Origin of the sequence: Varibaculum cambriense, assembly GCF_022133705.1 — a bacterium.
GTDB lineage: Bacteria > Actinomycetota > Actinomycetes > Actinomycetales > Actinomycetaceae > Varibaculum > Varibaculum cambriense_A.
This window is the reverse complement of sequence record NZ_JAKNHJ010000009.1, coordinates 76,975-100,747: the sequence shown is the minus strand read 5'-3', so window position 1 is coordinate 100,747 and position 23,773 is coordinate 76,975. Positions and strand designations below refer to the sequence as shown.

13 protein-coding genes are annotated in these 23,773 nt (G+C 53.9%); 11 read left to right on the top strand and 2 right to left on the bottom strand.

The annotated features are described in order from the left end of the window. Positions 1–434: 434 nt before the first annotated feature. Both L0M99_RS05770 and L0M99_RS05765 read left to right on the top strand, forming a co-directional pair. Positions 435–710, top strand: a complete 276-nt coding sequence (locus L0M99_RS05770) for a hypothetical protein (protein WP_024059234.1) — start codon at positions 435–437, stop codon at positions 708–710. Between the two features lie 385 nt (positions 711–1,095). After that, a complete protein-coding gene (locus tag L0M99_RS05765; RefSeq protein WP_238128056.1) occupies positions 1,096–2,343 on the top strand; it encodes an ATP-binding protein in 1,248 nt (415 codons plus the stop codon). Positions 2,344–2,576: 233 nt separating this feature from the next. Here L0M99_RS05765 and L0M99_RS05760 read toward each other — a convergent pair whose 3' ends face one another. Beyond that, positions 2,577–5,153: a Cna B-type domain-containing protein gene (locus tag L0M99_RS05760; protein ID WP_238128055.1), complete on the bottom strand. Its 2,577-nt coding sequence runs from the start codon at positions 5,151–5,153 to the stop codon at positions 2,577–2,579. A 456-nt stretch (positions 5,154–5,609) separates the two neighbouring features. Here L0M99_RS05760 and L0M99_RS05755 point away from each other — a divergent pair, with 456 nt between their 5' ends. The 6 genes from L0M99_RS05755 to L0M99_RS05730 are packed head-to-tail and all read left to right on the top strand — an operon-like array spanning position 5,610 to position 18,361. Further along, entirely contained in the window at positions 5,610–11,366 is a 5,757-nt protein-coding gene (locus L0M99_RS05755) for an Ig-like domain-containing protein (RefSeq protein WP_238128054.1), read from the top strand. Beyond that, complete coding sequence (locus tag L0M99_RS05750; RefSeq protein ID WP_238128053.1) at positions 11,363–12,331, top strand: AAA family ATPase; 969 nt, start codon at positions 11,363–11,365, stop codon at positions 12,329–12,331. Before L0M99_RS05755 ends, L0M99_RS05750 begins: the two co-directional genes overlap by 4 nt. Before the next feature lie 4 nt (positions 12,332–12,335). Next, positions 12,336–13,586 (top strand): DUF58 domain-containing protein, encoded by a 1,251-nt coding sequence (locus L0M99_RS05745; RefSeq protein ID WP_238128052.1) that lies wholly within the window; start codon positions 12,336–12,338, stop codon positions 13,584–13,586. Beyond that, a complete protein-coding gene (locus tag L0M99_RS05740; protein WP_238128051.1) occupies positions 13,583–16,165 on the top strand; it encodes a transglutaminaseTgpA domain-containing protein in 2,583 nt (860 codons plus the stop codon). The genes L0M99_RS05745 and L0M99_RS05740 overlap by 4 nt, the downstream gene beginning before the upstream one ends. Then, positions 16,146–17,597, top strand: a complete 1,452-nt coding sequence (locus L0M99_RS05735; protein ID WP_238128050.1) for a protein kinase domain-containing protein — start codon at positions 16,146–16,148, stop codon at positions 17,595–17,597. The genes L0M99_RS05740 and L0M99_RS05735 overlap by 20 nt, the downstream gene beginning before the upstream one ends. A gap of 38 nt (positions 17,598–17,635) precedes the next feature. Next, entirely contained in the window at positions 17,636–18,361 is a 726-nt protein-coding gene (locus L0M99_RS05730; RefSeq protein ID WP_024059223.1) for an FHA domain-containing protein, read from the top strand. A gap of 157 nt (positions 18,362–18,518) precedes the next feature. Here the strand turns inward: L0M99_RS05730 and ptsP are convergent, their stop codons facing one another. Further along, positions 18,519–20,189 (bottom strand): phosphoenolpyruvate--protein phosphotransferase, encoded by a 1,671-nt coding sequence (ptsP, locus tag L0M99_RS05725; RefSeq protein ID WP_024059222.1) that lies wholly within the window; start codon positions 20,187–20,189, stop codon positions 18,519–18,521. A gap of 211 nt (positions 20,190–20,400) precedes the next feature. Here ptsP and L0M99_RS05720 point away from each other — a divergent pair, with 211 nt between their 5' ends. The 3 genes from L0M99_RS05720 to L0M99_RS05710 all read left to right on the top strand — a co-directional run bounded on the left by L0M99_RS05720 (position 20,401) and on the right by L0M99_RS05710 (position 23,756). After that, positions 20,401–22,488 (top strand): PTS fructose transporter subunit IIABC, encoded by a 2,088-nt coding sequence (locus L0M99_RS05720; protein WP_024059221.1) that lies wholly within the window; start codon positions 20,401–20,403, stop codon positions 22,486–22,488. Between the two features lie 36 nt (positions 22,489–22,524). Then, complete coding sequence (locus L0M99_RS05715) at positions 22,525–22,785, top strand: HPr family phosphocarrier protein (RefSeq protein WP_024059220.1); 261 nt, start codon at positions 22,525–22,527, stop codon at positions 22,783–22,785. A 140-nt stretch (positions 22,786–22,925) separates the two neighbouring features. Beyond that, entirely contained in the window at positions 22,926–23,756 is an 831-nt protein-coding gene (locus L0M99_RS05710) for an HPr family phosphocarrier protein (RefSeq protein ID WP_238128049.1), read from the top strand. Positions 23,757–23,773: the final 17 nt, after the last annotated feature.

Genomic DNA, 23,773 nt, shown 5'->3' with positions numbered 1-23,773 from the left:
AACCCGATACAATCAAACCCACTCTAAACAACTAGCACCCACATAAGAAGCGGAACAAAACCTGGGACGCTTCATGGTCGCAAAATAAGCCCAAAAAGCTAACCAAACCCCAAATTACGCAATACCACCAGCAAAAACACCAAAATAAAGACACAAAATATGTTACTTAGCCCAGATTTCTTGACGCACGCGAGCTTGTCAAGTAAACTTGCTTTGTGAGGTTTAAGGCGAGTGCTTTCAAACATGGATACACGCAAGCCGAAATCACCCACGCTATCCGCAACGCCTGGCGCATCCTCGACCTTGACTAGGGAGTAACCCTGTTTCTGGGCCCTACCCCCGATGGACACATAATCGAAGTCCTTACCAACCGGGACGGAGACTGCTTTCACGCCATGACCGCTAGAACCAAATTCTTTCAGTAAGGAGCACTCATGATTACCGACACTAAACTCACCGACGAAGAATACGCCGCCAAGTTCACTCAAACCGCCCCGGAAGAAACCATGAAATCTGCCAAGGGAATCTGGGACGCTGACGCCTTTCGCGATATCCAGGTAGCTAGAGACCGTAAAGAACGAGCCGAAATGGAACTCACCCAAGCAGTCGCTAAAGCCCGGCAAGCCGGAATGACCTGGCAAGCAATCGGTGGACTGCTCGGAATGAGCAGACAGGGAGCCCAATCCTACTACCGGTCGAGGATCGCGTAACACATGTATCAAGTCCCCTCAGATAAGTGCGCTGTCGATGCCAACCAGGGCTTATCGCCCGGGGGTTAGAGGCTCTTGCTTTGTTCCTCGCGGCTTTCCGGATTGGGTAGCGTTTTTCCAAATCTTTCCGTGCTGGTGGCAGCGGTAGTGTGAGGGTGACGTTGTCGCCCTCCAGGTGCAAAATCGCCCTCCCGCGCGAGACTAAGAGGCGGATTAAATGGTGCTTTAGTTGCCTGGGGAGGGCGAAGGGATATTTGCGCCCGTTGTAGAACCGCAGTGGCTGCCCTGTAAAACCGCAACAGATACACTGCAAAACCGCAACGGATTGACTGTAAAACCGCAATGAAATGCCGTCTAAATCTCAATAACGTGCTAAAATCGTTTCATGGTTGCCGATATGATTCCACGAAATGCAAGAGTGTTAGCTGAAGAAATTTTAAGTGACACTCCAGTGCTGACAGTATCGGGTGCTCGCCAGGTGGGCAAGAGCACCCTAGTAACTCAACTGCTACAAAATCGGAGTCATCGCTTACTCAACTTGGATAACGCCGCGACCTTACAGGCCGCACAGGCGGATCCTGACGGTTTTGTGCGCCAGTTCCCGGAAGGAACCGTGGCAATCGACGAAATCCAACGAGTGCCAGCACTTTTTCGTGCAATCAAGGCAGCAGTTGATGAAAATCGTCGGCCTGGACGGTTCATTATCACCGGGTCTTCAAACCTGATGAATCTGAAAGGAGCGGAGGAATCGCTAGCAGGGCGGGCGGAAACTCTACTTTTACGCGGTTTTAGCCGGGGAGAACGCGTGGGTTTTAAAGAAGATTTTGCGGCAAATGCCTGGAATTCGCACCCTCTAATACCAGCGTCCGACCTGGAACGCGGTGACTATTTAAGCCTGGTTACCGAATCCTCTTTCCCCGAAATCGCCGAGGCTACTCCTCGGCGGCGTGACCGCTGGGTTCAAGCGTATGTGGAACGGGTATTAACCAAGGATGCTACCGAATTGTACGGGATTCAGTATCCGGATCGACTGCGCCTCTTGCTGAGAAAAATTGCCTCGCAGGGATCCTCAGAATTTGTTGCGGCGCACGTTGGCAGGGAGCTGAACATTCCAGAGCGCAGCCTTCCCGGGTATCTTAATGCTTTAAAGGACGTGTTCTTGATTGATGTATTACCAGCTTGGGGTACTAATCTAACCAGGCGAGTGATTTCGAAGCCAAAAGTTTTCCTGCAAGATCCTGCGATGGCTGCCAGCTCGGTAGGGGTAGATGCCGAGTCTCTAGAAATGCAGATTTCCAGTTCCTTTACCGGTGGGCTACTGGAATCTTTCGTAGCCACTGAACTTTTGAAACAACGAGAGTGGTCAGCGGTACCTTTTAACTTGTTCCACTTCCGGGACTCTACCGGGAAAGAGGTCGATTTGGTTATGGAGTCACGCAGTCGCGAGGTAGTAGGGGTAGAGGTCAAGGCGGCAGTCAGTTTGCAGGGCAAAGATTTTTCTGGATTGCGTCACTTACAAAAGTTAGCCGGTAATAAGTTTCGCTGTGGAATCCTGCTGTATGCCGGAAAAGAATCCCTACCGATGGGACCGGGGCTGTGGGCAATGCCTATCTCGACACTGTGGAGCGTTTAGTCGCCTGGGGAGGGCGATTAAAGTGCCGGTGAAAGTGACTAAACTTGACCAGCCCCAGTGATACCCGGTAGTACCGGTAACGGTTAAATTCAGTCCGGGAAGAAAACTAAGTAGCGGCTACCTAGGGATTTCCCTTAGATAGCCGCTACTTTTGCGAGAGTGCGGGAGTCACTTTAGGGGTCTTTACCGGTGAAGGCTAAGACCTAAATGACTTACCGTATCCGCGTGTCTATTTATTGCTTGGCGACGCGGCGGCGCATCATGACTACTCCGCTTGCTAGCGCCAAGATCCCTAGCCCCAAGGCGACGCTGATTTCAGAGCCGGTAGGAGGCAGCGGGGGAGTCTTGCTGTGCGGGGGCGGAGGGGTGTCTCCTGGTGGAGGCGGGGTAGTGGTGCTAGGTGGGGTAGTTTGCGATGGAGGCGGGGGAGTGATGTCCGAGGGCGGAACCGTACACTTGTTAGTAATCAAGAACCCTCCGGTAGCATCTCCCATAATTTCACTGCGGTATCCTTTTACCTCTACCTCGGAAATGGTGTATTCAGCGAGTTTACCGTCAATATACTTTGGCAGGTCGGTGAATTTGCCTTCCCAAGAGTTAGCGGCAGTTAGCAGTAGTTTCTTCCCAGTGTCCTGCCCGTTTGCTAGCAGCTTTACCTCGATTTGGGTGGCCGCGGCGCAAGTGCCATCCGGGTTTGCCCACTTCTTGGTTACTTCCACCTCGGTGGTCATTTTGTTGACTACCGAGACTGTGTAGGTATTGGTGGCTTCGTCTTTGGACTCATCGGTTACTGCCAACTGGTAGCCATCTAGCTGTTTGCCGTTTCCGTCATGTTCTCTGAAGGTGATCGGTAGTTTCTTCCCGGTCTTGGCATCAATCAGGGTATCGGGATCGGGGAAGTTTTCGACCGCGGCTGTCCAGTTGTTTTCTTTGCTCAGTTCTACCTGGTCAACCTGGAAACCGCCAACCAAAATATCAAGGTTAATCTTCGTGGGACGCTGCTGTGGGTCATCGCCTTCCCATGCCTTCTTGACCTGGAGTTTCCACCTGTCTGAGGTGCCGAAGAACAGCTGACCATTATTGGCTATCCCTCCGCCACTGATGCCTACACCAGTAGCAGTATTATTTTCGATCACTACTCGGGCGAGTTTCTCAGCGAGTTTCTTAGAATCTTCACTGGGAACCGACTTGAAAGCTTTGTTTTCATTGATCGCCGTGTCATAAGGCATGAGTTTGCCCTCGCCGCTATCTTTATAGCGAGGCTCGCGTGGAGGATCCCAGTCGAGGTGTTTTCCATAAATAGATCCATCCTGATACCAGAGGCGCTGCCCGCCTCCTAGCATCCGAGGGCTAATGGAAACGGGTTTCCCCTCCGGAGGCTCGCCAGCAGAATGCTCAGTGACGCTGGCAAAGTCGTCACCGGCTCCCTTGTACTCCTTGCTCTTCTCCACATCGGCTGTCCTATTTTCGAAAAGAGCTGCTCCCTGAGTGATGTTCAAGGTGGTGTGGCCAGTAGGGCAATTCCAAACCCCGCCACCTTGGACACTGGGTGGGTGATTTCCAGCTCCGATAAGTATCAAATTCTTAAAGGAATTATTTCTAACCAACGCATTATTAATTGTTAGTTTTGTGGAACTATCGTTGTAGATGGCACCACCACCGTAAAAGCCTGCGGATTTGTTCTCCGAGAAATAAGCGGCGTTAATTGTCGCTTCCGCTTTACCACCAAAGGCGATAGCGCCTCCGGAGGAACCCGCAGTATTGCCGGTGAACGATCCGCCATTGATGGTAATGTTGCCTCCATCTGCGTAGATAGCTCCGCCCGGACCGTTCGCATGGAAAGAATAATCATTTCCTAAAGCACTGTTGTTTTTGAAAGTACCGCCCGAAATCTGAGTCTTGGATCTATCTAAATAAAGGGCGCCGCCTTGACCGCCGTATTCGTGGCTAGCCTGATTATCATGTAGGTTTACACCATTCACCGTCAGTGTACTGTTTGCGGCAAATAGCGCGCCTCCGCGCTCGGTGAAGTTGTGATGGATATTTCCGCCGGAGATGTTCACATTGGCGTTTTCACTAAAGAAGGCACCGCCAAAGCCGTTAAGTCTTGAATGCTGAACGCTGTTCTCAGCAAATTCGCCGTCCTTAATGATTAGGTAGGCAGGTTTTTCTTTACTACCCCAAACTCCCAGAGCTCCGCCTTTCTGGAGGCCTTGATTTGCCTTAATGGTTCCACCATTGATAGTGGCCGTCCCGTTATAGACGGTGATGGGGGCTAGTTTTTGGATATCGACACCTTCGGGAGTAGTAGCGTTAGCTACCTTCTTTTCTGGAGTGGTGTTCTTAGAGAAGTCGGCGGTGTCACTCATGGTGAAAGTGCCACCATTAACAAAGATGACCGGGCCGGCAGGGTCGGAATCGTGAATAGAACCGGCGCTAAAGTTTAGGTCTCCGTTTACCGTGAACTGCGTTTTGATGAAGGAGGGGCCCGCCAGGTTCAGTTTCCCGCCGGATTTAACTTCCACTGCCGGTAAGTTAGAGCCGGTTATTGTGCCCGCCCCCTTAAGGGTTAGCTCTGCGCCCTCGGAAACTACCAGTGGTTTTGCCTGCTCATCCAAGGTGAGGTTCCCGGTAACCGTCAGCTCATGCTGCCCGGAAGTGAGGGAATTGGCTTTAGCTACCAGGTCGTCCCAGGTGGTTACGTCTTCGGCTGCTGCCGGATTGGTTGACCCTAGCGCCACAATCACTGCAAGGGTGGCGAGAGTAGCTAGGAACTGAAAAACGGAGGAAACTTTTTTCTTCATTAGCATGGTTTCATTTTATGTTGATGAGGTGGGGAATACAACCGCTAAAAATAACCACTAGCACCTATATTACGGTCTGCGATGTCCTAAATATCAGGTGTCTTAGTCTTTCTCAGGCAGTCAAGAGAAAAGACAAGCGGAGACTGATAGCGCCACCTAAAAATTGGATACCAGCGGCGCAAGCGCCCGCGAATTTAGTACAATCATTAATGGATATTCACTTGCAGGTAAGTTGCTTCGTCAGTAAGCGACAGCTGGTGCGCCGACTATGGTTGCAGGCACAGCGGCTCGCCTGGCAAGCCGGTAATAGAAAGAGGGCGAGGCGTGGCCAGAGCGGGCAGAAGCCTTTCAGGCTTACGAGGAACTTCCCGTGAGCAGGGCGGCCACAGTGACTCGAGTGTCCGACAAATCAGTACCACCGGGTACTCCAGTTTTCGCGCGCGTAGGCAAAAGAACGCGCAAGTGCGGGCACGGATGCGTAAAGTATCCCTGGCGGTAGTAACTGTGCTCAGCCTAGTACTTGTCTATCTTGCCTGGCAGCACCCCGGTATTACTCGGGCGCAGGTGGATTTAAATGATGGCGGAATTTGGGTAACCAATCAATCCCAGCATCTAGTGGGACACTTGAACTTTCCGGCGCGCACCCTGGATGGGGCGGTGCGATCCAAAGCGGGAGATTTTGACGTCACTCAGGCGGGCGAAAATGTAAATTTCCAGAACCAGGCCGCCAGCGAAGTCGCCAAAATTGACCCTAAGAAGGTGCGTCTGGAGACTTCCTCTTCCCTGGATAAAGGTGAGCAGATAGCCCAATCGGGGACAAACTTGGCGATCCTAGACCCGGAAGCCGGCCTACTTTGGAGCGGCGAAGACATATTGTCCCAAGAGCGCACTCGAGCTAAGGCTACCGTGCGATCCCTGCGGGGAGCCCAGTTAGCAGGCGGGGACTCTGGAGCGTTCTTCCTGGCTTCCCCAACCACCAAAGAACTAGTCACCGTTACCAAAGAGGGAAAACTCTGGAAAGATGAACGGATAGAAATACCGCAAATTCCAGTTAATGCGCAGTTACAAGTGGCAGGAATTGGCAAACAAGCAGTAGCCTTCGATAGTTCCCAAGGGGTACTTTTCCTGCCCAGTGGAAAAAGAATAAAAGTGGCCGGTTCTCAGTTGGCGCTGCAAGAATCCGGGCCGGCAAAGCCCTACGCACTGCTGGCAGACCAAGACAAATTGATAAAAGTGGATCTAAATAGCGGATCTACCCGGGAGATTCCTTCCGGAGGCAGCGCGGGTAAACCAGCTAGGCCAGCAGTAAAAGCTCAGTGCGTGTATGGAGCCTGGGCGGGGAGCGGAAAATTTGTGCGTGAATGCGCTGGAAAGGTTTATCGCCCCACCCAAGAACTCGAGCGACTGAAAACCGCCAAGACCCCGGTGTTTCGCAAGAACCGTGATCTAGTGGTGCTAAATGACACCACCGATGGGGCAGTATGGTTAGCTGACAAAAACATGGAACTGGTAGATAACTGGGACGAGATCTCTACCATGTTGAAAAAAGAGGAAGAACGAGAAGATTCTCCCCAGATAACCGAACAGATAGCGCAAAAAGATCGGCAAAAAGAAAACACCCCGCCGGTGGCACGTGACGATAGTTTTGGGGCGCGACCAGGGAAAATAACTACGATACCGGTATTGGAAAACGATTCTGATACCGATGGAGATTTACTAACCGCCGAAGTGCTAGGACAGGTAAGCCAAGGTGAAGTAAAACCCGTACGCTCAGGAGCAGCGCTGCGCATAGAACTGCCAGCCGCCGCCTCCGGAACTATTAAATTTACCTACCAGGCGAAGGATGGTCGCGGAGGTGTCGATACCGCCAATGTAACCGTGAATGTCACCCCGGAGCCAAAAAACTCCGCGCCAGTTCAAAAACGGGTACCCACGGTAGTAGTCGAATCCGGAAAGCAAATCGAGTACAACGCGCTCCCGGCATTTTCGGATCCCGATGGAGACCCGGTATTTTTGTCGGGTGCTTCCTCTAACGGAGATAACCAGGTGGAATACCGGCAAGAAGGCACCTTGGTAATCCGCAACCAGGCCAGTGGGGTGGGGAAAAAAGAAGTAAAAGTACTGGTCTCCGATGGGCGGCAAGAAATTCCAGGGCGCGTGATAGTGGATGTACGTGCCGCTGGAAACGTGCCTCCGGAAGCTAACGGAGATATCGCGTTCGCTAGAGCCGGAACCACCATCACTATTCGACCCCTGGCTAATGACACCGATGCCAATGGCGACCCCTTAACCCTGGCAGGGGTAAATATTGAACAAACCGGGCCGCAAGTGACTCCGGATTTGGCGGGCGGAACGCTCTCCTTCCGTTCGGATCAAGAAGGAATCTACTACTTGACCTATACGGTCTCCGATGGGCCAGCTACCGCCACCGGAGTTATTCGAGTTGACGTCGCCTCCTCTGGAAAACGCGGAAAACCGGTGGTAGAAGATGATATGGCGGTACTGCCGGTAGGCGGGCAGGTATTAACCGATGTGCTCGCCAACGATTCCGATCCAGCGGGAGAAGTGCTGGTCACCCAGGCGGTCACCGTGGGGGCGTCCTCGCCACTGCGGGCAACCGTGATGGATCATTCGCTGTTAAACATTACGGCTCCGCGCGGACTCACCAAAGCCGAAACTTTAAAATACCAGGTGTCGAATGGGCATGAAAGCGCCGAAGGGGTAGTTACGGTTATTCCGGTAACCACTCAGTCGGCAACTACGCCCCCCACCGCGAAACCAGATGAGGCCAAAGGGAGAGTAGGGGATGTGGCCACCGTAGATGTGCTGGCCAATGACCGCTCCCCGGTGGGATTGACCCTAAAAGTCGACCCGAAACTAACCACCTCCACTCCACCGGAAGCCGGAAAGTTCTTCGTCACCGGAAACCAGGTACGTTTCCTGGCGAAAAAAGCCGGAAAATATAACGCCACCTATACGGTGAGGGACACCAATCAGAACCAAGCTAGTGCGCGGGTTAGTGTAGAAATAAAACCGGCAAATGCCTCCGATAACTCTGCCCCTGAACCGCGAGTAGTCACCGGGCGGGCAATTTCGGGGCAAGCCGTCCGGATTCCAGTAGAGCTGACCAATATCGATCCCGATGGAGACTCAGTATCCCTAGTGGGGATTGCCGATGCCCCCAAGATGGGGATAGTTGATATTGGCTCCAGTTGGCTCAACTATCAGCCAATATCAGGGAAAATCGGAACCGATACTTTCACCTATATCGTCGAAGATCGCTTCGGTAAACAAGGAACCGCCCGGGTGCAAGTAGGGGTAGCTCCCGCCGCCAAACTTAACCAAAATCCACAGGCTAACCCGGACCAGGTGCGAGTACGGCCGAACCGTCCCCTAGCGGTGGCAGTAACCGCTAACGATACCGACCCTGATGGTGACGGGGTTAGCCTGATTGCCGCATCGCTACAAAGTCCGGGGGACAGTCTGCAAGTGGCTGCTCGCGAAAACGCGGTAGTGTTGACCACCCCCAAGAAAGCTGATTCTTACGGGATTGAATATTCCATCGATGATGGACGCGGCGGACAGGATACCTCCATTGCTACCGTGCAAGTAGACCCCTTTGCCCCTTTGCAAGCCCCCGAGGCCGCCGATGACCTCGTTACCGCGAAAGAAGCAGGAAGAAAAGTGGGCGAGCCTATCGAAGTGGACGTCCTCGCCAATGATATTGACCCTGACGGGGATGGAGCTGCGCTGACGGTTAGTTGTCAGCAAAATGGAGTGACCGTCAAGGGCAAAAAGCTAGTGATTCCCGCGCCCTCGCAGCGTCAATTGGTGCTCTATACTGTCACTGACCAGGACGGGTTAAGCGCTAACGCTATAGTTAATGTCCCCGGAGTTTCCGAACAAAAACCCTATATCGATCCCGACACTATCCCCGTAAAAGCTAAATCCGGCGAGACCTTAACTGTTGATTTAGCGTCTTATGTGATTACTCGCAAGGCACGCACCCCGCATATTCATTCCGCCAAAGCCATCACCTTGGGTGCCGGGTTTACAGGCGGAGTCAAAATGTCCGGAGACGATTCCTTCCAAGTAAGTATTAACCCTGAGTTTTTCGGGAAAACTTCCCTGGTAATGCAGGTCAGTGACGGCAAATCCAACGATTCCTCCGCACTGAGTGCCTCTTTAACTTTGCCTATCGAGGTCAAACCCTCCAGTAATCGCCCGCCAGTTTTTACCCCTACGCGCATAGAAGTAGCTGCTGGTGACGACGCGGTTACTGTCAACTTGGCGGATATGGTTAGCGACGAAGATGGGGACGACCCCGCAAAAATGCGCTACCGCCTGGGAGCGCTTCCCGTAGGTATTCAGGCATCTTTGCGGGGCAGCCAGCTTTCAGTTTCAGCCGAAGCGGGCAAAGCTAAGGGAGATGCCGGCTATATAGAAGTCACGGTAGAGGACGGCTCTGGGCCTACTATCGGGAAAATCCCGGTGCGGGTAGTCAGCTCCACTCGTCCTTTGATCCAGGTAACCGCGATTGATTTAGAGGGCGAATCCGGCAAGAGCGTCAGTATTGATTTAAGTCGCTATGCTACGAACCCGTATCCTGGAAGACCCTTGAAAACCGTGGGGTCACCGAGCATAGTGCAAGGAGCCGGACAGGCTTCTGCGTCTGGAACTCACCTGGAAGTTATCCCGGCCGCAAGTTTTAAAGGAGACTTGGTGGTTTCCTTTACTTTGCAAGATGCCAGTGGTGATCCAGATCGTCAGGTAACCGGTACCGCCCGGATCCGGGTTTTGTCTGTGCCCGATGCTCCTACGGCAGTCAGCGCCACCATCAGCGAGTCCACTACCGCCACCATTAGCTGGATCGCCCCTGCCGCTAACGGCACTCCTATTACTAGTTACAAAGTTACTGATTCGGTTTCTGGGAAAACGGTTACTTCCCGGGCAACACTAGTAGATTTTCCGGGCTTGGAACCGGGGAAATCTCATAGCTTTACCGTAGTTGCCACCAACCGAGTGGGAGATTCTAAGCCCTCGGGGGCGTCTCCGGCGATAGAGGTAGAGGTTACTCCTGGTGCCCCCACAAACCTGCAAGGCGCCATCGGCAAGACAGCTGGAACCGCGACCCTAACCTGGGAAGCGCCCAGTACTAATGGAGGTTCTCCCATTGATCACTATGTGGTTACGGTCGCGGGAGGCAGTCCCCAGGAAGTTAAAGGCACCAAGTTAGAGGTTAAAGACCTTACTGGCGGAGAACACGCTTTCACCGTTATCGCGGTCAACACCAAGGCGGGGCCGGCGGGTACTGGCCGATTCGAAACTTTTGCTTCCTTCAACGAAAGTGTAGTTAGTGCTACTTTAGAGCGCGCGGGATCAAAACTTGCCAGAGTGTATTTAAATGGGGTGAATACCCCTGTCGGAGATGACGGAAGCTGTAGACCCACCAGGGTAGCGGGAAACCCAGTAGCAGACGATGGAACTTTCCAATTTACTGATCCGCGGGCACGAACCGGGCTGAAAGTCGAATACAACTGCGATTTTAAATATAACAAAGGTCCCTATAAGCCGCTAAGTGCAAATCTCGGAGCACAAAAGAGTCCCCAAATTACCGATATGAGAGAGCTGGAAAGCAGTAGAACCCAGACCGGAACGGTAATAGAAGTAGACGTTTCCGGCTTGGATACCTGGGATAGCAGCTCCTTGGAGCTTTCGGTATCGGGGAAAGAATCCGGAGGATCAGCTCTGGCAGACTATCAGTATCAAACCCAGATGGTTGACGAATCTGGCTGGGTGATTATGCTCAAAGATTTGAAACCGGGGCAGACCTGGACAATTACGGCAGATCTGAAGTTAGTTCCGGAAGGAACTCGGCTGAGTAGAAACAATGTGGAGGTGGCGACCCTGCAGGCTACCCCCGATCCCGGTAGTGCAGACCCCGGTGATAATGATCCGATAGAATCAGTGTCCTACCTGCAAAATTGGTACCAGCTCACCCCGTTGATGCCGGTCTCAAAGCCGCTCTGGCCGCACCTGACACCCCTAATAGAGCTGCCAGTGTTCCCAACCACAGGTGGCGATTGCTGGCGGTATGCAGATTCCCAGTTGCCGCTAAACGCCCTCGGAGGAAATCTCGGAGGCAATAAATACCTAAAAACTAGTCTTGTCGGGCAAGATTTACCTGCCCGGGAAACCGAAAAGGAGATCGCAATATGATCCTGAAACCGGCCGAAGCCGCTGAGTTTGCTACCCGTTTCGCGCAGATAGCCGAAAATGTTGATCAGGCGATACTCGGCAAAGGGCACCAGGTGCGCCTAGTGTTAGCAGCTTTCCTAGCAGGCGGACATGTCCTGCTAGAGGATGCGCCCGGAACTGGGAAAACCGCCCTGGCGCGCGCCCTCGCCGCCTCTGTCGATGCTACCCATTCTCGCATCCAGTTCACTCCCGATATGTTGCCCACTGATATAACCGGGGTAACCGTCTATGACCAGAAAACTAAAGCATGGGATTTCCATGCCGGACCGATTTTCGCCAATATCGTCCTCGCCGACGAAATCAACCGGGCCAGTCCCAAAACCCAATCTGCCCTGCTAGAGGTGATGGAAGAGCGGCAAGTCAGCGTAGACGGAGTGGTGCACCCGGTGGAATCGCCATTCCTGGTAATCGCCACCCAAAACCCGGTAGAGCAGGCAGGCACCTATAAGCTTCCCGAAGCTCAGCTAGACCGCTTCCTGATTAAGATTTCCCTAGGCTATCCCGACCAGGAAACCGCGATCAAAATCCTTTCCGGTGCTGCCCAGCCGGATCTATCTAAAGATCTAAAACCGGTAGTTGAATCTGAGGAAATCGCTACCTGGGAACAACTAGGACTGCGAAATTACGTAGATGGGCAGATTACCCGGTATGTGCAGCAACTCGCGGAAGCTACCCGCTTAGATGATGCGGTGAATTTGGGGGTTTCGACCCGGGCGACAATCGGGATGATGCGGATGGCCAAAGTGTGGGCCGCTTCCCAAGGGCGCCACTATGTGTTGCCCGATGATATCAAGACGCTGGCAGTACCGGTTTGGGCGCACCGAATTATTATGGACTCCGACGCCCTCTTCGAAGGAGCTACCGCACAAAGCGTAGTTGAGAGGGCGCTGAACGAGGTACCTGCGCCAGTGGATTCGCAGGCCTAAAATAATGAAAGTTTCCGAAACCACCACTACCGCGTTAAAAGATGCGCTGAAAAGCGGAAATAAAGCCTGGAAACAGGCGCGCTCGCGGGTTCCTCTTACCGCCGTGCGCAAAATTCCGCTTACCGCTTTGGGGTGGCTAGTTCTATCGGGAGGATTAGCTAGCCTGGGTGCCTACTGGGCTTGGGATTGGGCGGAAGCTGCGGCGATAATGTTTGCTGCATTATTAGCACTGCTGGCGGCGATAGCGCAGACCTGGGGCGGGGGCGAGCTGGCTTTGCGGGTAACGGTAGAGCAAGACCGGCTCCGCAAAGGACAAGAGCTGCTAGGGCGCGCGGTAGCGACTAACCAGGGGCGCCGCCGGGTGCGCGGCCTGAAAATAGAACTGCCATTGGGAACAGAACAAGCCGATATAGCGGTACCTAGTTTGCGTTCTGGCAAGAGTTTCACCCGGGAGTTTCAATTACAAACGAGACGGCGTGAAAAGATTGTGGTCGGCCCGCCCCGTACAGTGCGAGAAGATATTTTAGGTTTGATTCGCCGGGTGCGATCCTGGCCGGAATCTCAAGACGTTTATGTATATCCCAACTTCACTTCCGCTCTGGGGACACTAAGTGGCTATTCCCGAGATATGGAAGGGGCAAGCTCGCAGGTAATAACCAGTTCCGATGCGATATTTCATGCCTTGCGTCCCTATGAAAGCGGGGATGACCGTAGGCATATTCACTGGAAAATGTCTGCCCACACCGGCCAGTTAATGATGCGACAATACCTAGAGACCCGCCGCTCCCACCATCTGATTGTGCTGGATTTGAATCGCGAAAACTATGGGGAAGCAGACTTTGAATTAGCGGTAGAGGCGGCGGCTTCTCTGGCAGTTTCCTCCCTTTCCAATGGACAGCCCCTGACCCTTTATGCGGGAAAAACCGTATTGAAAGCGGCAACTGCTCGCACCGTCCTAGATTTCCTAACTGAAGTGCAACTCGTTGAGGGCGCTCAAGACTATCGCCACTTGGTGCGTTGGGCGCTAGCCCATGAAGCGCAAGCCTCGGTGTGTTCCTTGATCACCGGGCCGGGAGTAACTATGCGTCGGATGCAACAAATCTGTTTGCTACCGGCAGTCGATATGGCTACTACCGGTATCCGAGCTGATGCCGGCGCTACCTTTACTCGCCGGGGAGCCACCTCCCGCAGACTGTTAAATATTGGGGAGCTCTCACAGCTACCACGGGCATTAAATGGGGTGAGTCTAACGTGAAAAGATCCCAGCTGGTAGGTCTGAGCTCCCTGCTGCTCCTAATCGTTCCGTGTTACCTGTTTTCTTTACCGTTCTTGGGTTTTATCGGGCTAATAGCTGCCGGTAGCGGAGCGGTTTTAGGCTGCCTAGTTGCGCTGGTTAGTCGCCGTTGGTGCCTGGGGGTATTCTCCACTTTAATCTTGATGTTAGGGGTATTTTTACTGTTTGGCCCCACTTTGGCGGCTACCGACCCCTTGGGGCGAAAGTTTTATCCCACCCTATCGGGGCTGCAAGTGCTAGTTACTTCCGCGGTGACCTGCTGGCGAGATACTCTTACGGCTCCCTTGCCGCTAAGCGCAGCCGGAGGAGCCGCGGTGTTACCTTTCTTAATCTGTCTCATTACCGCGCTTTTGGCGGGGTTAGCCGCAGCTTCGCGTCGACCTTGGGTAGCATTAATACCTGCCACTATTTGTCTAGTGGTAGCGATCGCCTGGGGGTCCCAGTTAGTCCCGGTAGCTCGTTGGGCGGGAGCCGCCTATTTCTTCCTCGCATTGCTGTGGTGCGGGCTGGTTAGCGAGGCCGCGGCCAAGGCGCGAAGGCGGGCAGTGAACCTGGCGGGAGCGAGCAAGAAAAATCGCTTTATCCGTCCGCTGGCGATGGTGGCAGTTACCCTAATTATTTCTCTAGCTTCGGCATCTTTAGCGGGGGTTACCGAGCGGGGAAACCGGGAAGTGTTGCGCAGCCACGTCCTCCCCCCGGTGGAACTAGAAGATTTTATTTCCCCGTTAGCCTCTTTTAGGCATCTTTCCCGCGACTGGAAAGACAAAACTATTGCGGAAGTAAAAAACTATCCGGCGGGTACTAGGATGCGTTTTGCCACTATGAATGCCTATGACGGTACCGTTTTCAAAATTGATCCCCAGTTAAATGCGCAGTTCGTGCAGGTGGATTCGATTCTAGATAAAGGGGTGTCCGCTGACAGTAAAGCCGAAGTTAAACTGGTCAACTATGACCAACCTTGGGTTCCGCTGCTAGGTAATGCACAATCACTAAAATTCGCAACCCAGCCCAAACCGGTGGTTTACTATTCTACCTCTCTGCGCTCGGCTTTTACCGCTAACCCTGAGGGGCTTTCCTATCGGGTAAGTTTCGCAAAGGAGCGTATTCCTAGCGATGCGAGGATGTCTGGCCTAGAGTTTGATCCCATTCCGCAAGGCAAAGATGAAGCGTTACCGGTAGAAATTACGGAACTTAACAACCAGTTAACTGCCCGGGCGACCAGTCCCTTGCAAAAGGTGCGCAATGTAGAGTCCTACTTATCAGGGCAAGGTTTCTTTTCCGATGGTTCCGATGGTCTTTCTCGCCCTGGGCATCGCGCCGCCCGGATGAGCCAGTTTTTCCAGGGGCAAGAACTGATCGGTGATGATGAACAATACGCGGTAGCTATGGCCTTGATGGTGCGCGCTTTTGGGGCTCCGGCGCGAGTGGTGCTGGGAGCCTATCCGGGTGATAAAAAGGCGGGCGGGAACCTGAAACTTAAAGGGGATAACGTTCACGCCTGGGTGGAAGTGAAATTTAAAGAGGTCGGGTGGGTCCCCTTTGACCCTACGCCTCCGCGCGATCGCGTACCTCGTACCGATCAGCCGCAACCCAAATCGGTTCCCAAACCCCAGGTGTTGCAGCCCCCGCCTCCACCGGCTACTCCACCGGTGTTACCGCATGTGGAAAAACAAGCGCATGCCGATAATCATTCCACGGGAATGCAATTTCTGGCAGCGCTGGTGCAAGTGGCCAAATATGGTGGTTGGCTGCTGCTATTGCTTTCTCCCATCTTGCTAACTCTCTTAGCTAAGTGGTGTCGCTCCCGCAGGAGGCGGCGGGCTAAAGAACCCCAAGATCGTTTGAAAGGAGCTTGGGAAGAAATAGTTGATCGTTTCCGAGATCGCGGAATTAGGCTCCCCGCGGGAGCTACTCGGCAAGAAGCCGCCTGGATAATCGATAGCTATTTGGGGACTATCAGCCAGGCGAAGCCGCAGTCAGGGGCGCGAGAGCTGGCCGGGATCGCTGATTACTTGGATTACAGTCCTAGCAGCGATAGCGAAATTGATTCCGATTGGGCGTGGCAGCTAGTTAAAAACCTTACCGACAGCTGGAAAACGGCAGCTGGGAGAGGGAAAGCGCTGGTGGCGGCAATTCGGCCGTCCTCGCTTTATTACCGGTTTATTCGCAGTAGTTTTGCTAAAAAGCTAGGGAAAATCCCCGGGGTGGAGAAAGTGTTAACTCCCCGCAAGGAGGTTTCGCTACCGAGCCTATCTTTGGGGCTGACTGAACAGGAATATCAGCAGTTGCGTACTCCCTTGGCGCCCGGCAGTAGCGAAGAAACTACCCCAGCCCCGGCGGCAGGAGACGCATTTTCGGAAGCCACTCGCCTCGGTAAAGTTGGCTTGCCGCAGCCTCCCCGGCTGCCGGCTTCCCGGCCCCCGGAGCCTCCAGCGTGGCCTGCGCAGGCGCTAGACTATACCCGCCGGGCGTCCTCGCCCCAGAATGCGGAGGAAACTCGGTTACGGAAAGGGGATGATGATGACCCACACACCCCCTAAAATCCCGGGATTTAGCGTGCAATCATTGCTGGGTAGGGGCGGATTTGCCGACGTTTATCTCTATAAACAAAAACGTCCCGAACGCCAGGTAGCAGTCAAAGTCCTGCGGGAACTAGGCAGTAGGGAAGGACGCCAAGTCTTCACTACCGAGGCCGATGCTCTGGCTGCTACCTGTGCTCACCCGGCGATCCTGTCTTTATTTCAAACCGGGAAGCTTCCAGATGGGCGTCCCTATTTAGTGTTGCAGTACTGCCCGGTGGCAAATTTGTCGCAGCGAGTGCGCCGCCAGCCGCTTTCACTTGCACAGTCCTTAGATACTACTATTCGCTTGGCCGGAGCCTTAGAAACGGTGCATCGAGCCGGGCTCGCGCACCGGGACGTGAAACCGGCAAATGTCCTGATTTCAGAGTTTTCCACCCCGGTGTTATCAGATTTTGGTTTAGCCTTGCCGCTGGGAAAACCCCTAGCTCACCGGGATGTTTTAGGGCTGTCGGTGCCCTGGGCGCCTCCCGAACAACACGATGAGAACTCTTTGGCCGCTGCCACCAGTGATATTTATTCCCTGGCAGCCACTATGCATTCGCTTGTTACCGGTTACAGCCCTTTCGAGATTCCCGGAGGCGATAACTCGGTAGCGGCTCTAACTCAGCGGGTTTTACATTCGGCTGCGCCCCTGGATGCCCCCCAGTTGATCTCTCCTTTGCGCGAGATTCTAGCCTGGGCATTGCAGGGTGATCCGGCTGAGCGTCCCGAAAGTGCCGCGCAATTTGGTGCGGCGCTCCAAGAACTACAACGCGGGCTGTCTCTCCCGCTGACCAGTATGGATATTGCCAGCGATAACCCAACATTGTCGCTCGCTACTACTGATCCGGATGCTACCCGCCTCAAGGACGCCTCCTCCTCCCAAGAATCCACGCCGGGAAAAGAGTCGGGGCAGGCAGATAGTCCTTTGATTGTGGGCAGCCACTCGAGCGCGGCGCTGTCCCGTTCCCTATTACCTGCCTCCCGCCTGGGGTGGCGCCGGATTCTGCTGGCACTTATTGGCGCGCTGGTGCTGATAGCGGGAACTGCCGTCGGGGTTTCCTACTATTTCAAAGCGGATACCAGTGCGGTTAAAACTGCGTCCAGCTCTGCAGAACCCTTAATAACTGCCTCGGCGGAGGACGGAATTGTTTCCGAAATATCCCCGGTCACCGTGCTGGAAGGAAAACCTGTCGCCGATGGACAAATCACCTTGACGTGGAAACCAGGCGCAGGCGATAGTCCGGCCTCCTACCAGGTGCAGGTAATCCAAGATGGTAAGGACGCGGGCAGTCATACGGTTAGCGAACCGAAAATAACTCTCCACCCCCAGGGGAGTAAATGGTGCGTAAAGGTTTTTGCGGTTAGCTTAGATGGAAAAACCTCTCCTGGGGTAGACTGGTGCCAATAGAGAGCGGAAAATTGCCGGTTGGTAATGGAGGTAAATCAATGGATAACGACCCCTACCAGTACTACCCGAACCAGTCGGGTGCAGCGAATGCAGGTTATGTGCCGCCCAGCGGGATTTATGGAGCGCCCCAGACAGAATCCGGGGTGCCGGAACCAAGCACCCCCGACCCCTATGGTCAGCAGGCTAATGCTGCCTACTCTAATCCCTATGGCGAGCAGCCCTCGGCTCCCCAGTATCCGGGTTATCCTCCCCAGGGCAGTCCGGCCTTCCCGCAGAGCGAATATGATCAACCTGGCTATCAGCAAGGCGGATATGAACCGGGACAATATCAACAACCATACGGGCAAGCAGGCTATGGACAGGGGCAATACGGGATGCAAGCTCAATATGGCGGGCAGGAGGCTTACCAGCCAGCTCCCCGCTATACGGTTACTTCCGGGCAGGGACAGTCCATGATTTTAGAGGACGCGATTGTGGTGGGGCGCCGCCCTGATGCGGCTACTTCCACCTATCCGCAAGCTCAAACTATGACCGTGCCCAGTCCTGCTAAACAGATTTCCCGTACCCACTGTTTGCTCTATATAGACGAGGGCGGAAATCCCTCCCTAAAGGATTTGGAATCGGTAAATGGCACTCGTTTGCGTCGCGGTGGACAAATCTACCCGATTGAACCGGCGCAACCGGTACAGCTGCAAGCAGGCGATATTGTCGATCTGGGGGAGGGGCAATACCTTTCTATCGGCACCGCGCCTGCCGGATATTAAACCGGTTAAGATCCTGGTTCGAAAAATATAAGCACTAAAAATAAGTTAGTTGCGCCCCGGTGAAGAGCCGGGGCGCAAGTTTTTTAGCTTCAGATTCCGGCCGTTTTATTGGGGCTATTAGGAGTTAACGTGGCCAGTAGCGTTTTGGCAGCAGCTATTAGTTAATCCCGAGGGCGCGGCGGGCAATGTTCCGGGCATCCCCACTATCTTGTGCCGTTAAAATGTCCTGGGCGGCACGCTCGCATTGCTCTTTCGTAACCTGTCCCAATTGGGAGCCCACTGAGGGAATGGCCGAAGTCGCCATCGATAGGGAGGTGACCCCCATCCCTATGAGTACGCACGCCAAAATAGGGTCAGCCGCCGCCTCCCCGCATACCCCTACCGGTTTTTGCAGGCGTACCCCGGTGGCAGCTACGCGGGAAATCAACGTCAAAACTGCCGGTTGCCACGGATCAGTGTAGGTTGCCAGATTAGCGTTCATCCTATCGGCAGCCATCACATACTGGCTAAGGTCATTGGTGCCGATAGAAACGAAATCAACTTCCGCTAGGAACTGGTCAATCATGATCGCGGCTGCCGGAACTTCCACCATAATTCCGGCAGTAAGTCCCCGCTCTCGAATCAGCTTCGCCACCCATTTTGCCTCCGACAAGGTAGAGACCATCGGCACCATCACCCAGTTTTTTCCTTGATGACCACGTGATGCCTGTGCGATTGCATCTAATTGTCGGGTAAAGAGGTCTTCATCGATCCCGGTAGTGCGCAGTCCCCGCACTCCCAGAGCAGGGTTAGCTTCCTCCTCTAAAGTGGCCCAAGAAATCGGTTTATCCGATCCGGCATCCAAAGTGCGGGTAACTACTTTCTGATCTGGGAAAGCTGCAAACACTCGCGAATACTTCTCTGCCTGCTCGGCGCAAGTAGGCTCTTTCGTGGAATCCAGGAAACAAAGTTCGGTGCGGAAAAGTCCTACTCCCTGCGCATAAGCTTCAGCTGCTTTCTGGGCACCTGGACCGTCTTGCACATTGGCGAGTAGCTCTACCTCCTCGCCACTGGCAAGGCGGGCGGGACCTTGCCAGTGGCGGATCTCGGCACGTGAGCGCAGGTTAGCTGCTACTTTTTGGCGGGCTTCCTCCGGGTTGGCGCCGGTAGTAATCGATCCCAGAGAGGCGTCTACAAATACTTGCTCTCCCTGGGGAATCTGGTGGAGTCTGCGCACCGCCACAATACAGGGGATCCCCAGTTGGCGGGCAATAATTGAAGTATGAGAGGTAGGACCGCCCTGTTCCGTAACTAAAGCCAAGATTTTTTCCGGATTAAGTCCCGCGGTGTCAGCAGGTGCAAGATCATCGGCGAAGAGTACCGAGGGCTCGCCAAGATGGGGTATTCCCGGTTCTGGTTCCCCCAGTAATTCTGCTACTACCCGCATGCACAGATCGTTTAAGTCAGTGGTACGTTCTGCCATTAACCTGCCGGCTTTTTCAAACATGGCGCAAAACATGTCGGTGGTAGTGATCACGGCGCTTGGGGCGGGGGTGCCTTTATTGATTGACTGAACCACCATCTTCTTGAACCCAGGGTCGCGGGAGAGTTCAGCTTGAGCTGCTAAAATATCCGACGCGGTGCCGACTGTGGATTTTGCGCGCGTCAGCAGGCGTTCGGATACTGTGTTAGCAGCTTTAAGGTAGCGATCGACCTCAGCTTTACGCTGAGCTAGCGGGATTTTAGAGGCAGGTAAGTTGGGGATCTCAAAATGGCTTACCCAGGCGACCTGCCCGTAGGCTAGACCATTAACTACCGGAGTTCCATATATTGTATCTGCTGCGGACAACTTCTCTCCTCGCCCAGGCCTCATAACGATCACAGTGTTACACGTCTGGATGCATTTAACAAGAGAATCACCGAAACTGCCACGCTGATGTGGAAACAGCCCATAAAAGCCTAAAAACCAAAAGGCCGCAAAAATACTTAACTGTTGGGGGAACTATTAAATAGAATTAGCAGGCTGAGCCTTTGAAGTTGCCTAACTTAATAGGAGAACCATGGAAGACGAGAGGTTGATAATCCCGGAGTTGGCGAGTCTAGACGAACCCCTGGGAACCGACAAAACCAGCGTAATTAGAGCGCTGGCAGTTAAGATTGCTGCTAGCGGACGCGCTGAGAAGAGTGCCTTGATCGCTGACCTATTGGCTCGGGAAGCTAAGTCCGCGACCGGAATGCCTGGTGGAATTGCGATTCCGCACTGCCGCTGCCAAGCGGTTAACACGGTATCTCTCGCCTTTGCTCGGTTAAAAGAGCCGGTAGCTTTTGGAGCAAAAGATGGCCCGGCTGATTTGATCTTTATGATTGTCGCTGGCGAAGGGCAAGGACAAGATCATTTGACACTACTGAAAAAGTTAGCGCACAAACTGGTAGATAAGGATTTCCTTTTTGCCTTACGTTCTGTGGATTCTGCGGAAAAGGCAGCGCAAATAATAATGGCGACAGTAGCACCCTCCGTCTCTCCGATAGCTACCGTCACTCAGCGCGAACAAGTGGCAACAGCTAAGGCTACACCAGTATCTCCTGCCCCGACTGCCGCGAATTCGCCCTCTTCAATAGAATCGGCAGGCCCCGTGCCGCAAGGAAAGAAAACCGGTGACCAGGGTGAATATCTGGTGGCGGTGACGTCTTGTCCCACTGGGATCGCTCACACCTATATGGCGGCAGATGCGCTGATCAATAAAGGCAAAGAACTAGGGATTACAGTGCATGTAGAGGCGCAAGGATCGGGAAATTTTAACCAGCTAGATCCCGCTCTGATAGCCGGAGCAGCAGGAGCGATTTTCGCCCATGACGTGAGCGTGCAGTCCCCGCAGCGCTTTTCCCAGCTGCCAGTAGTGGATGTGGGGGTTAAAGCAGCTATTAATGATCCCGAAAGATTAATTCGGGAGGCGATGGCGAAAAATAAAGCTCGGCAGGGCGTGCCCATATCCGCGACGCTCCCGGCGAGGAAAGCCCAAATCCCCCATTGGGGAGAACGAATCCAAAAGGCGGTAATGGCGGGGGTTTCCTATATGATTCCCTTCGTGGCTGCTGGCGGCCTGTTAATTGCTTTGGGATTCTTGCTGGGAGGCTACGATGTTTCCGACCCGGCACAAGATATTTCCCTAAATTTCTCTTTGTGGAAGTTGCCAGATTCTGGCCCTTTCGGGGAAGCACAAATGCATACCAACCGCTCCGGCCTGGCACTATACCTGGGGGCGCTGCTGGTTTTTATAGGTCAAACTGGAATGAGTTTCCTGGTGCCGGCGCTTTCGGGATATATCTCCTTCGGTTTAGCCGGCCGCCCCGGGATCGCTCCTGGCTTTATTGGCGGGGCGATTTCCATAGCGATAGGAGCCGGTTTCATCGGAGGGCTGGTAACTGGAATCCTGGCCGGAATTATTGCTAACTGGCTGTCTGCTGTGGAGTGTCCGCGTTGGTTAGCGGGGCTAATGCCGGTGGCGATTATTCCGTTACTAACAACACTATTAACTGGACTGATAATGCTGCTACTGTTGGGAGGTCCGCTGGCAGCTTTGATGAGCGGACTACAGCACTGGCTGAACTCTTTGGCCGGCTCCTCCGCGATCGTCCTCGGGATAGTAATCGGTCTAATGATGTGCTTCGATCTGGGAGGACCGGTCAATAAGGCCGCCTACCTGGTAGCAACTGCCGGATTGTCTCAAGGAACCGATGGAGCGTATCAGTTTATGGCGGCAGCGATGCTGGCCGGAATGGTGCCGCCCTTAGCTATGGCGCTGTCCTCTACGGTAAGGCCGAAACTATATTCACCGGCAGAACAACATAGCGGCAAAGCTGCCTGGCTGTTGGGACTCTCTTTCATTTCCGAGGGCGCGATCCCCTTTGCCGCTACTGATCCGTTGCGGGTAATTCCCTCAATGATGGCAGGCGGGGCGGTAACCGGTGCCCTGGCAATGGCGCTAGGAGTTGGTTGTCGCGCTCCCCATGGGGGAATCTTTGTGTTATTTGCCTACACCAATGTGTTGGGAGCGATTATCGCCCTGCTAGCAGGGGTGGCAGTGGGTGCAGCGGCCATCACCTTCGCCAAGGTAAATCGCAAAAAACCGGCAGCAGCCAAAGCATAGATTTAAACGGCAGATAGATTAAGGAAAGCAGAAATAATGGCTTCAATGACGGTAAAAGTGGGATCGCCGGTGGGATTACATGTGCGTCCCGCCGCGATTATCGCAGACAAAGCTGGCGAATTCGCTGAAGAAATCACTATTGCGACCGCTGGAGGGGCACCAGTAACTGCCTCTTCGATGATGCTAATCATGACCTTAGGCGCTGAATACGGGGCAGAAGTTACTGTAGAGAGCGAAAACCCGCAGGCAGTAACGGCGATTGCCGAGCTAGTCGCCAAAGATCTGGACGCCTCCTAACCTCAGGCGTTTGGGGCATCCGATTGAGCGGTTATCATTTCAGCAATAGTCACTGGCGAGAGCGAGAAGCCATCTAAGGTTTAAGTCGCACCCCCCGCGCGATAACCTAGAGGAGATACCTGTACCTGGGAGGAAGTACCATGCGTCCGAAAACCGCCTTTATTATCGTTTCGCAATCGCAAACCTTGGCGCGCGGAGTATGTGAAGTGGTAGCCACGCTAGCTCCAGAGGTTATTGTTGAACCCTGCGGGTGCCACGATGAAGGCCTGGGCACGGCCTCACAAATCGTGACTACCAAGGTGTCGGAGCTAATGGAAAAAATGGCAGAACAGGACGCGATTATCCTGATGGCAGATTTTGGAGCCGCCCGCCTGGCATGCCAGCAAGTAATCACCGATCTAGGGGAGCGATCTTTGCGGCTAGGACGCGGCCCGCTGATAGAAGGAACCGCCGCGGGGGCAGTAGCTGCTGCTCAAGGCGCTGACCTGGCAGAAGTATTGCGCTCAATCAGCGCGGCTGCCCAGTTTTTCCCCGACGAGGACGCTGCCGATATTTTACCGCCTGCTCCCGCCATGGATCCGCTCGCCCCACGAACCGTGGTGTATGGGGGTGCCGAGCCGCTTTCGGCGCGTCCGGCTGCGCGACTAGCGAGGATCGCTACCGGATTTGATGCTCAGGTGACCATTAATGATATCGACGCGGGCAGCGTGCTGGCCTTGATGGGGTTAAAAGTACAACCGGGAGCGGAACTGCGGATTGCTGCCGAGGGGGCGGAATCTCGCCGAGCTCTTGACGCGGTAGAAGCAGAACTTAGCGCCCCTAACGCGCCTGAGTCTCAGGAAATAGCAACCAGGCAGCAGGCAGAACCGCAAGCAGCAGGACAGCCTGGCGAAGCGCTCGATCACACAGCATCAGCAGAGTTGATAAAACGAATTGGAGTCGGCCCTTTGCCGGTATCCTTAGAAAAGTAAATCCCGGGGAAAAGAAC